The sequence below is a fragment of the Frankia sp. AiPs1 genome (genome assembly GCF_023716945.1).
GTDB lineage: Bacteria > Actinomycetota > Actinomycetes > Frankiales > Frankiaceae > Frankia.
In genome coordinates this window covers 1-11,588 of the sequence record NZ_JAMQQF010000164.1, presented here as the reverse complement: position 1 = coordinate 11,588, position 11,588 = coordinate 1, and the positions used below count along the sequence as shown (strand labels likewise).

The 11,588-nt window shown below is 73.1% G+C and carries 9 protein-coding genes; 4 read left to right on the top strand and 5 right to left on the bottom strand.

Annotated features, from left to right (window positions below):
• A partial coding sequence (locus ND748_RS15875; protein WP_374215937.1) for a glycosyltransferase family 4 protein occupies positions 1–1,422 on the bottom strand: 1,422 nt, incomplete at its 3' end.
• 141 nt (positions 1,423–1,563) lie between these two features.
• Here ND748_RS15875 and ND748_RS15870 point away from each other — a divergent pair.
• Both ND748_RS15870 and ND748_RS15865 read left to right on the top strand, forming a co-directional pair.
• Positions 1,564–3,009, top strand: coding sequence for a lipopolysaccharide biosynthesis protein (locus tag ND748_RS15870; RefSeq protein WP_251746580.1), 1,446 nt, complete (start codon positions 1,564–1,566; stop codon positions 3,007–3,009).
• 531 nt (positions 3,010–3,540) lie between these two features.
• Entirely contained in the window at positions 3,541–5,790 is a 2,250-nt protein-coding gene (locus tag ND748_RS15865; RefSeq protein ID WP_374215936.1) for a hypothetical protein, read from the top strand.
• 48 nt (positions 5,791–5,838) lie between these two features.
• On the opposite strand, the gene ND748_RS15860 is transcribed toward ND748_RS15865, so the two are convergent.
• Complete coding sequence (locus ND748_RS15860) at positions 5,839–6,327, bottom strand: GNAT family N-acetyltransferase (protein WP_251746579.1); 489 nt, start codon at positions 6,325–6,327, stop codon at positions 5,839–5,841.
• A 60-nt stretch (positions 6,328–6,387) separates the two neighbouring features.
• Complete coding sequence (locus ND748_RS15855) at positions 6,388–6,657, bottom strand: DUF1778 domain-containing protein (protein WP_251746578.1); 270 nt, start codon at positions 6,655–6,657, stop codon at positions 6,388–6,390.
• 75 nt (positions 6,658–6,732) lie between these two features.
• Between ND748_RS15855 and ND748_RS15850 the strand changes: the two genes are divergently transcribed.
• Positions 6,733–7,578, top strand: a complete 846-nt coding sequence (locus ND748_RS15850) for an aldo/keto reductase (protein ID WP_251746577.1) — start codon at positions 6,733–6,735, stop codon at positions 7,576–7,578.
• Positions 7,579–7,676: 98 nt separating this feature from the next.
• Here ND748_RS15850 and ND748_RS15845 read toward each other — a convergent pair whose 3' ends face one another.
• Together ND748_RS15845 and ND748_RS15840 are read right to left on the bottom strand one after the other, a co-directional pair.
• Positions 7,677–8,462: an ABC transporter permease subunit gene (locus ND748_RS15845; protein WP_251746576.1), complete on the bottom strand. Its 786-nt coding sequence runs from the start codon at positions 8,460–8,462 to the stop codon at positions 7,677–7,679.
• Positions 8,459–9,679: an ABC transporter ATP-binding protein gene (locus ND748_RS15840; protein WP_251746575.1), complete on the bottom strand. Its 1,221-nt coding sequence runs from the start codon at positions 9,677–9,679 to the stop codon at positions 8,459–8,461. The genes ND748_RS15845 and ND748_RS15840 overlap by 4 nt, the downstream gene beginning before the upstream one ends.
• Before the next feature lie 633 nt (positions 9,680–10,312).
• On the opposite strand from ND748_RS15840, the gene ND748_RS15835 reads away from it, so the two are divergent.
• Positions 10,313–11,588: CHASE3 domain-containing protein (locus ND748_RS15835; RefSeq protein ID WP_251746574.1), on the top strand; the 1,276-nt coding region annotated here is incomplete at its 3' end.

Here is an 11,588-nt window from a genome sequence, read left to right as displayed (position 1 = left end):
GGTGAAGCCGGCCGCCCAGGCACGCGCGGCCGCGCGCAGCCGGGCCGCGGCAGGCGGATCGGCCAGCGTTTGCAGCGCTTTGCCGATCGTTCCCGCCAGCGGCACGCCCTCGTCGACGAGCCAGCCCGTCGTGCCGTCGCGGACCGCGTCGCGCAGCCCCGGCACCCGAAACGCCACCGCCGGCACCCCGAGGGCGGCCGCCTCCAGCACCGACAGCCCCCAACCCTCCCCATGGGAGGGGTTCACCGTCAGCCAGGCCGAGGCGAGCAGCCGGTCACGGGTGGCCGCATCGGTGTAGCCATGCCACCGAACCACGTCCCCGCCACGGTAGCCCCTGCCACCGGAGTTCCCGCCACGGGAGTCCGCGCCAGGGGAGTCGCCGTTGCGGGCGTCACCCACTCCGAGGGCACCGTTCCCGAGGGCACCGTTCGCGGCGGCACCGTTCCCGAGGGCACCGTTCGTGGGGCGGGTCGTCAGGCCGAGCGCGACCGCGCGGGCGACCAGCCGCTGCCGGTCGGGGCCGTCGCCGACGACGTGGACGGTGAGACCCGGATGAGCGGCGACCAGCGTCGGCAGCGCGTCGAGGAGCAGGTGCAGCCGCTTGTGCGGCACGAGCCGGCCAACGCACACGATCGTCGGCGCCGCGGCGGGACGTCCCGCCGCCGGATCCGCCGCATCCCCCGAGGACGCCATGCCGGCGGTGGTCTTGAGGGACGGGTCGGTGGCGGTCACGGGGGAGGGGACGGTGGCGGTCATGGGGTAGGGGACGGTGGCGGTCATGGGGGAGGGGACGGAGGCGGTCACGCCGTTGGGGACGAGGAAGCGCGGGCCGGGCAGGCTCAGCACCTCGCGCGCCTCAGCCCGGGTCGAGGGGGAGACGACGACCACCGGGCGGCGCCGGTAGACCAGCCGGCTGCCCGGTGCCTCGAGCAACTGCCCGACCCTGGCCACCGGACCCGGGAAGTACAGCGGGAACTGCTTCTGGTGGACATGGTGCAGCACCTGGACGATCGGCGTGGCCGCCGGCAGCGCCAGCGGGCTGAAGAACGGGATCCCGTTCTGGCAGTCGACGACCGCGTCGACGCGATGTCCGCCCCGGCCGAGGCTCGCCAGCCGGCCCAGCACGGACGGATAGACCCCGAAGGTGCCACCGCCACGGCGGATGTCCACCCCGGCCACGTGCTCGGCCACCGGGAGCGACTCGCCTCCGGTCCCGGCCGGCCGGGAGGTCAGCAGTGTCACTCGGGCGCCGGCCGCGGCGAACCGTTCGGCGATCGACTGGCAGAACAGCTCGGCTCCGCCGGCCTGCGGGTGGTCCTGATCACGCCAGTTCAGGAACACCACATGCCGGCCGGCGAGGGTGGGCAGGTACCGGTGCCCCCCGAGCCCGGCGAATTGCGGCGTGCTGGGGCTTCCGATCACCGGTGGCGTTCCTCTCGGTCCGATCGACAGGGCTTAGCATGTTTGCCTGCAACCTACAGAAGTCGGAAAAATCGGCGGGCATACCATGGCCGATGTTCCGCCACGGGTGATCGACGTGTTCCGTTCCCGATGGGGAGACTGATGGCGAAGCCCTCGCGAGAGGCTGTGTCCGGCCTGCTGGCCGGCCCGGCAGCCCTGGCGGTCGCCGGCATGCTCGTCAACGGCTGCAACCTGCTGATGAACCTGATCGTCGCGCGCGCGCTGGATTCCGATTCCTACGGCGCCGTGTCGGTTCAGGTGAGCATCTTCCTGATCCTGTCGGTCGCCGGAAACGCCCTGCTCATCGCCGTCGTGCAGCACGAGACGTCCGGGACCGGGGACACCCGTCGGGAGCAGTGGTCCTGGATCCGCCGGCTGCGCGGGGCCTGCGGGGTCGGAATCGTCGTCGCCACCGTCGCCGCCCTGGCGCTGTCCCGCCCGGCGGCGGCGCTGATGTCCTACCCCCACCCGGTGGCGATCGCCGAGGCCACCATCGGCGCCGCGCTGTGGACGCTGCTGTGCGTCGAGCGCGGCCTGATGCAGGCCCGCGGTGCCTATCAGCGGCTGGCCGTGAACTTCGTGGTCGAGGGCTTCGTCCGGATCGGCCTGGTGATCATTTTTGTGGTCGCGGGCATGGGGGTCAACGGTGCCGGGCTCGGCATCGTCATCGGCGTGATCGTGGGCGCCGAGCATGCCCGGTGGGCGGTCGCCCGCACCCCGCGGCTACCTCGTCCGGCCACCGTCCGCACCTGGTCGGCGCCGCTGCCGGACGACGGCACCCCGCCCGCCACCGGCCCGATCCCGATGCCGATTCCGGCCCCGCGGGCCAGCGCCCGCCAGAGTGTCATCGCCGACACCACCGTGGCGCTCGGCGCACTCATCCCGCTGGCCCTGCTGCAGAACATGGACGTCGTCATCGTCGGCTGGCTGGGCACGGACGGGGTGGGCGGCTACGCGGCGATCTCGACGGCCTGCAAGGTGCCGGTCTTCATCGGGCTGGCGGTGGCCAACTTCCTGCTGCCCGAGGCGGCCCGGCGGCGCAAGGAGGGCCGTGCGGCCGGGGCGACCCTGGCAGTGGCCCTCGCGTTCGTCGTGGCGCCCGGCCTGTTTCTCGCCGCGATCGGCCTGGTCGGGGCTAAGTGGCTGCTGGGTCTGGTTTTCGGGCCGCACCTGACCGGCGCCGCGCCCGCCCTGTGGGTGCTGGCGCTGAGCATGACGCTGCTGGCCGTCACGCTCATGTTCACCACCTACCTGCTGGGCGCGGGGGTGCGCCGGGTGGTCGCGGTGCTGGCGGTGGCCACGGTGGCGACGGCGGGGGCGCTGGTGTCGGCCGGCGGCGGCGCGATGGCGACGGCCACGGCAGCGCTCGCTGCCGAGTCGGTCACCGCGCTCGCGGTCGGGCTGCTCGTGGTTCAGCTCCACTTCGCCGACCGGGAGGCAGCGGCCAGGAGGATCAGCGACGACGGGCGCGGCGGCGAGGATGCGCCGCGCGGCGCCGCCTCGATCAGCGACGCGCGGCCCGAGGAGGGCTTCCCCGCGCCGGTCTAGGTTTGCCGCGCCGGGTCTGGGTTTCCCGCGCCGGTCCGAGTTTCCCGCGCCGGTCCGAGTTTCCTGCGCCGGTCCGAGTTTCCTGCGCCGGTCTGGGTTTCCCGCGCCGGTCCAGGTTTCCCCGCGCCGGTCTGGGCGCCCCCGGACGGGCGTGGTCCAAAGGCCTTGTCCGATATGTCGTTCTAATCCGTCGGGTACGGTCGTCCTACTCGGCCGGGGCCCCCACCCTCCGGCCTCGAGAGGGCCCACCGGCGTTGAGAGGCGAGGCCACCGTACATGCCATCCAAGATCCAGTCGGATGCCGACGGCGGTGAGCGCGGGCGCACCACAGTCGGCAGATATGGCCGTCGTCGCGGCAGGGACACCCCCGACGGCCAGGACCGACCAAGCCACCCCGACGCCGCTTCGCCGGCCGCCCCCGACCCGGCCGCCCCTGACCCGGCCACCGCCGTTTCGGCCGCCCCCGGCCCGGGTGTACCTGACTCGGGTGTATCTGACTCGGCGGCCCCTGACCTGGGCGCCCTGGACCCCGTGGCCCCTGACGGTGCGGCCGGGGATCGTGACCCCACCGGCCGGGGCGGTACCCCCGGCGACGAGCATGATGATCACGACACCCTGCCCGGCCGCGGCAAGCAGGTCCGGATCGGCAGGCAGGTCCGCTTCGGGAAGGGCCATGCGCCCGACAGCGGCCAACCCGCCAACGACCGCCATACCTCCAGCCAGGTCTCCGACACTCGGACCGCCAGCCATGCCGCCAACGGCGGCCATGTGCGCAAAGGCGGCCACGCCGACCACGGTGACGATGGCGGCGCCAGCACCGACGACCACGACACCCTGCCGGGCCGTGCCGGCGCCTTCGTCGGCGGGGACACCGACCAGACCGAACGCGGTCGCCGGGCCGGTCGGCGGGATCGTGCCGGTCGGCGGAACAGTGCCGGTCGGCGGGATCGTGCCGGCCGGCGGAACCGTACAACCGAGGCCACCTGGATCGGGGCCGCGGACCTGCCCGGCGCCGACCAGTCGGAGAACTCCCCCGAGCCGGTCGCGGTCACGCAGAGCGACACGTCTGCGGGTGCCGAGCACACCCGGCTCAGCCGCCGCCGGCTGCTCGTGACCGCCGTGGGGCTCGGCGCGGCCGCGGGTGGCGGGCTCGTCGCCGGGCGGCTGCTGTCGTCGGAGGGATCGGTGGCTGGCGGTTTGCCCCAGGGCCGGCCATCCGCCCCGGTCGGCGGGGTCACCGCCGGCCCCTCGGTGCAGGCCGGCTCGGTGACGAAGCTGCCGGAGAACCTGCTGACCATCTACGGCGCGCCCGGCAGCTTTGGGGAGTTCGACGGCGGCCAGACGACGGTCCGGGTCACCGAGGTGCCCGGGTGGGGCTTCGGACCCGGGCAGGCCGCGTTCAATTCCGCCGTGTCGGCCGAGGGCACCGTCTTCCTGACGACCACGCCGTTCTCCGACGACCAGTCGAAGCTGACCGGCACCGACATGGAAATCGAGATCTTCGAGCCGGACATCGAGCGGTTCACCCGGCTGGTGATCCCGTCGACGAAGGGCCGCCTGAGCCTGCCCCGGCTCGATCCGAACTACCGCGGCGTCGGCGGCGGAGACACCTCCGACGTGATCGTCGTGCCCGGCCCGGACGGTGCCCAGCGGGTGCTGTTCACCTCGCTGATGCCGTACTACGGCTGGAACACGGCCGTGGACGGGGAGCTGCCGAGCGTGGGCCAGCTCCGCCGGGACCAGCCGACCGCCCGGTGGGTCTATGACCCGCAGGAGTCCTGGACGGCGCAGCAGCTCGCCACGATGGCCGCGCCGTCCCTCGCCGGCCGGGCCTTCCCGGTGCTCGGCCCGCTGCAGCCGCGTTCCTCGCGCGGACCGGCGTCCATCGCCCGCCTGCCGCGCAGCGGCCACCTGGTCATCGCCCAGTACCTGGGCGCCGGCGGCGGCGGGACCGACAACGGGGCGCTGCTCGTCGTCGACCCGGCCGGCCGAGTCCTGGCCCACTGGCAGTATCCGCAGGTCCGGCCGCTGGGCATCGCGCTGGTCGTCAACCCACGGGAGGTCGTCGCCGATCCGACCAGCGAACCGGACGACGAGCGGTTCGTCCTGATCAGCGACGTGCGTGGCCTGGACTACAGCACCCAGCCGTTCCCGATCCAGGAGTTCTCCTACTCGGCGTCCCGCGGCACCATCACCCCGTGCAGTACGGCGGTGCGCGCCGTGCAGGACGGCTCCCGGATGGAATCCGCCGTGTTCGGCGCCGACGGCACGCTCTACGTGGCGCGGACGAAGCGCGACGGCCTGCGTGCCGAGACCGTGGCCGTCTACCCGAAGCTCGGACGCGAACGCGGCCTGGTGACCCGGGCGCCGGCGATCGGCAACTGGCCGACGGACACCTGGGGCATCGCGAACCAGCCCGACTATCTGGTGGCCGGTACCGACCAGGGCGGGCTGGTCCGCAGCGTCACCCTCGACCCGCGGACCGGCGCGATCCTGCTCGCCGGCCTCGACGGCCTGGTGCAGGTCGTGCGACCGGCGGGGCGCGGCGCGCGGATGACCTTCCGCACCGATCCGCCCGTCGACGTGGGGCTGGACATGCTGCGCGGCCCGTCGACCCGCTACGTCGGGGTGCGCCGCGGCGCGGTCGACCCGTTGCGGCGCAGCCTGTGGCTGCCGGTCAACCAGATGGTGCTCGACGGCCTGCCCTGGCCGTACCCGCCGTTCAAGCTCGACCAGTGGCTGATGCGGATCGACCTCGACGTGCTACTGGGTGACGACTGAGGGTAACCGACCGAGGGCGACCGGCGGTGGGTGACGGCTCTTGGGGGTTCAGCCTCCGGCCGCGGCGCGCAGCGGCAGCGCCAGCAGGTAGGGATCGAACCGGGCGTCGTGGAAGCCGACATGGCGATAGAAGGCGCGCCCGGGTTCCCGCATCGCGTGGGCGAGCAGCAGGGGTAGCCCGACCATCCGATGCACGGTGAGTGAGCGCATCACCGCGTCGCGAACGAGTCGGCCGCCGATCCCACGGCCCTGGTAGCGCAGATCGACGGCGAGCCGGCCGACGAACATGGCCGCAACCGGCTCGGTCGGCCGCCGTGAGCGTCGGCGCGAGCCGGGAATGCGTTCCACGGCCGCCGTCGCCAGGCAGTAGTAGCCGGCGATCCGGTCGGCATCGAGGATCACGAACGTGTTCGTGGTCCGATCCTGCTGGTGTTCGAGGGCGCGGTGCCGCAGCCAACCGTCGAGCAGGTCTTCCCCGCTGTTGAAGGTCGCGCGATCCATGGCGTCGGTCAGGGCCGCAGGTTTGGTCAGGGGCACTGCGTGACATCCTTCTTGCCGTATCTGGGACGCGGTCGGGAGGCGGTGGGCAGTGGCGGACTACTCCGCGCCCGGCTCGTCGTCCAGCAGCCGGCGCAGCCGCGGGGTGTCCGCCGACGGCCCGTCGAGCAGTGCCTCGAAAGCGCTCCAGTCCGTGTCCGGCACGCGGAACAGCCGCCGGTCGGCCAGCACCTCCTGGGCGTACCGCTTCATCGCCTCGACAGCGAAGTCCTCAAGGGACAGGCCCTCACCCTCCGCGGCGGAACGGATGACGCCCGCCGAGTCCGCAGGTAGCTGCATGGCGAGTCTGTCGTCCCTGGCGGCACTCATGCTGGCAGTCTGCTCCCCGCGCGTCCGGGCCCGCTCGCTGGGTCTGCCTCATCGTGACAGAAAGGTCTGCGAGCCGTGCCACCTTCGCCCGTTCCCACCGTCCCCCTCGCGCACGGCGCCCGGATGCCCCAGCTCGGGCTCGGGACCTGGCCGCTCGACGACCGCGCGGTCCAGGGCGTCGTGGAGCAGGCGATCGGCCTGGGCTACCGGCTGATCGACACCGCCCACAACTACGGCAACGAGAAGGGGGTCGGCGCCGGTATCCGCGCCGCCGGGGTGGCCCGCGAGGAGCTGTTCGTCACCACGAAGTTCAACAAGCGCTCACACAGCGTGCGGGGCGTGCGTCGGGCAGCCGCGGAGAGCACCCGGCGGATGGGCCTCGACTACGTCGACCTGTTGCTCATCCACTGGCCCAATCCGGGGCGGGACCGGTACGTCGCCGCCTGGAAGGGCCTCGTCGACCTGGTGAAGGACGGTCAGGTGCGGGCCATCGGCGTGTCGAACTTCAAGACGACCCACCTGGACCGGCTGCTGGCCGAGACCGGGGTGGCCCCGGATGTCAACCAGATCCAGCTCGATCCGCGGCTCGGCCGGGGCGCGGTCCGCGGCTACCACGCCGAGCACGGCATCGTCACCGAGGCATGGAGCCCGCTGGGTGCCGGCACCGGCCTTCTCGACGAACCCGTCATCACCCGGATCGCCGCCGCGCACGGCCGCACCCCCGCACAGATCGTGCTGCGGTGGCACGTCGAGCTGGGCGTGGTGGCGGTGCCGAAGTCGGCCAGCCCGGCCCGGCTGGCCGAGAACATCGATGTGTTCGGCTTCAGCCTGACCGCGCAGGAGGTCGCGGCCATCTCCGGCCTGGACCGCGGGGCCGCCGGCGAGGCCGACGCCCTGGACTCCGACGTCTTCGGGCACTGACGTCCTTCGGGCACTGACGTCCTCCGGCACTGACCGCTTCGGGCACTCACCTCTTCGGACACTGACGACCTCCGGGCACTGACGTCGGCCCGGGTCGGTCAGGCGGTCATGTCCCGGCGCCGGAAGACCAGCAGAGCGAGCAGCACCATGACACCGGCGTAGACCACCCCGCGCAGCAGGGCGTCCGCGTAGGGCATGGGGGCGGCGGCGCCGCCGGTGGCGATCTCCTGCATGAGCTGCACCGGCAGCCAGGAGCGGGCCGGGTGGTAGATGCGGGCGATCAGCATCTCCACCGGAAGCGCGTAGGCGAGCGCGACGGCGATCGCCGCCGCCGGCCCGCGCAACAGGATCGCGGCCAACGCCCCGATCGCCGCGTACCCCAGCGAGCCCAGGCACAGGTTGACGAAGCCGGTGCCGAGATCGGCCAGTCCCGCCCCACTGCTCCAGGCGGCGGTGGACACCCCCCGGGTCGGCGCGAGCAGGAACGACAGCCCCACCGAGACGGCCGTGGCCGCCGCGACGATGAGGACGACGAAGGCCGCCAGGGCGAGCAGCTTCCCGGCGAGCAGCTGGGCCCGGTGGGGTCGGGCGACGAGCTGGTTGCGCAGAGTGCCATGACTGTGGTCACCGGCCAGGGCGGCGGCGACGATCGACAGCGCCACCACCCCCAGCAGGATGCTGACGGCCTGCACGCCCTGGATCAGGCCGTCCGACCGGGACAGGGCGGCGGCGGTGACCGGATCGCCGTCGAAGTCCCGGTGCCCGACCGAGAAGAAGGTCAGCACGGTGCCGAGGACGGCACACCCGACCACGGCGCCGAGCGTGCCCAGCAGGAACCGGGGCCGCAGCATGGGTACCCATTCGGCCCGGAACGTCGCGATCACGTGGCACCCCCGCGGCTGTGGGCCGGGTCGAGCCCGGCGCCCGCGGGCGACGGCACGCTTCCGTCCGGCTCCTGGCCGGCCTGGACGGTCCGGACCAGGTCGCCGTCGATCTCTCCGGTGACGCGCAGGAAGGTCTCCTCCAGGTTGGGTCGGTGGGTGCGCAGCGAGCGCAGGGTGATGCCGGCGTGCATCGCGAGCCGGTTGAGGTGAGCGGCCAGTCCCTCCGGGGCGTGCGCAGTCACGACCGGCCGGCGACCCCGGGTGGCCGAGGCGTCCGGGGGACCGTTGCGCAGGTCGATCTCGACGCGCAGGCCCTCGTCGCCGAGCAGCCCGGCGAGCCGGCGCGCGTCGGCATCGTGCTCGGGGATCATCAGGATGCGGGGGTCCTCGGCCGCGAGCAGGTCGGTGACGTGGCCCTGGAACAGCATCCGCCCGCCGTTGATCATGACGAGGTGGTCACAGATCTGCTCGACCTCGGTGAGCAGGTGGCTCGAGACGAAGACGGTCATCCCCCCGCCGGCAAGCTGGCCGAGCAGCGCCCGGATCTCCCGGATCCCCGCCGGGTCCAGACCGTTGGTCGGTTCGTCCAGGATGAGCAGGCACGGATCGGGCAGCAGGGCGGCGGCGATGCCCAGGCGCTGCTTCATGCCGAGCGAGTACGTGCTGAACCGGTCGTCGGCCCGTTCGCCCAGGCCCACCTGCCCCAGCACCTCCTCGACGCGGCGCTGCCGGCGGGCCCGCCGCCAACCCCCGATCCCGCGCAGGATCGCGAGTTGATCGAGGTTGCGCCGGCCCGACAGGCCCGGGTGGAAGGTCGGGCCCTCGATCATCGCGCCGACCCGGTGCAGGTAGCGGTCCGGCTCGGTGATCGGCTCGCCAAGAACGTGGCCGTGGCCGGCCGAGGGTCGGATGAGGCCCAGCAGCATCCGCAGGGTGGTGGACTTGCCGGCGCCGTTCGGCCCGACGAAGCCGGACAGCGCCCCGCGGGGCACCTGAAGGTCGAGATGGTCCACGGCGCGCCGGGCGCCGTAGCGCTTGGTCAGGCCACGGGTCCAGATCGCCGTGTCGGCGCGGGCCAGGCCCGCGGTACCGTCCATGACGGCCGCCGACGTGACCGTCCCCTGGGCCGGGTCATGCCCCGCAGGGGCCCGGTCGTGGTTTGCGTGGGCCGGGTCGTGGTTTGCGTGGGCCGGGTCGGTGGCCGAACCGGAAGTCATCGTGGCGCTGCTCCCACCCTGTGTGTCGCGGACCCTGTGTGTCGGACCCTGTGTGTCGGACCCGGAGCGTCGGATGCCCGCCGCAGGGGGCGCCCCGCATCGGCGAGCGTCGGGGCAATGCGGAACGTCGGGGCATTGGCGAGCGTCGGGGCAATGGCGAGCGTCGGGGCATTGGCGAGTGCCGGTGAGTGCGACCGGGGCGGTCCGTGAGCGCTCGCGGCCCGGTCGGTGACGCGCCCCCGCGGAAGTCAGGGGGCGGCACGTCCACGGATGTCAACGACCAGCCCGCGAGCCGAGTTCCGACTCCGCGCCTTCAACCTGTGTTTTCCCGCCGGTTGAGCGCGGCACGCGCCGGGGCTCGGCGTGAACCAAAAAATCATCGATTTCGGCTGAATTGCCAGACTGCTTCGTTTTTCGTACATCCGCGACGTGGTCCCATTTTCTGGCCGCGAGGTACCGGTACCACCGGCCGTGTCTCCGGTTGCTCGGTGCGCCTGCTTCGGCCGGCGGGTGTGCCGGACCGGCGGGCTGCAGGTCGTGGCTGCCCGCCGGACGACCGGCCGAACACCCGGTACGGCGGGGCGCCCGTCACCCGGCACAACCCGCCCCCGACGGGTGGACGACAATCCTGGCGTGAGCGAAACGGCTGGCCTCCGGCGCGGCATCCGGACGCTGACGCTGCTCGCCAGCATCGCGATCATCCTGATGCTGGTGCTGGCCGTGGCCTCCGCCCTGCGGTCGCGGCACGCCGCCGCCGAGCGGGGAAAGCACCTGGACCCCGCGGCCACGACCACCGCGATGCTCCTCGCCGACTTCGTCGATCAGGAAAGCGCGCTGCGCGGCTACATCGTCACCCGCGACCGCGGCTTCCTGGCGCCGTTCGACGATTCCCGGCGTTCGATCCCCGCGCTCAACGCGCGCCTGAACGACCTGATGGCCGACTTCCCCGATCTGCGGGCGCAGCGGACCCGGGTGGACGTCGCCTACGGGACCTGGCGGCGCGAGGTCGTCGAGCCGGAGCTGGCCGCGATGGCCCGCGGCGACGTCGCCGGGGCCGCCGGCATCGTGCGCGCCAACGCCCGCCGCGACTTCGACGAGCTGCGCCGCCAGACCGCGCGACTCGCCGAACAGATCGACCGCGAGCAGGTCGAGGCGTCCGGCCGGGTCGAGAGCTCCTCGGTGCTGCTGCTGAGCTCGCTGGCCAGCGCGATGTTCGTCATCCTCGGCGTCCTGGTGACGATCATGATCGTGCTGCGGCGCTGGCTGCTGCGTCCGATCGGCGCCCTGCAACGCTCGGTGAACTCCGTGGCAGCCGGGCGCTACGACACGCAGATCCCCCTGGTGGGCCCGGCGGAGATCGTGGCGCTGGCGGCCGACGTCGAGACGATGCGCGCCCAGCTCGTACGCCTCGTGCGGCAGAACGAGCGGTCCTGGGAGGCCCTGGCGCAGCAGGGGCCCGCGGTCATCGCCCTGCGTGACGCGCTCACCCCCTCACTGCTGCGAGCCCGCGGGCTGATGTTGCACGGGCGCGTCGACCCGGCTCAGGGGGAGCTCGCGGGGGACTGGTACGACGCCTTCGAACTGCCCGACGGACGCGTCGCCGTGGTCGTGGGCGACGTCTCGGGCCACGGCGCCGCGGCAGGCGTCTTCGCCCTGCGACTCAAGCAGCTCCTCGACGCCGCGCTGTCCACCGGTGCCGGGCCGGCCGCCGCGGTGGAGTGGGCGGTGGAGAACCTCGGCGAGACCGAGGAGATGTTCGCCACCGCCATCATCGCCGTCGTCGATCCACGCAGCGGGGAGCTGCACTACGTCAATGCCGGCCATCCGGACGCGCTGCTGCTGCGCCGGACCGGGTCGGCCTGGGCGCTGGCCGCGCCGCCCACCACCGCGCCGCCGCCCACCACCGCGC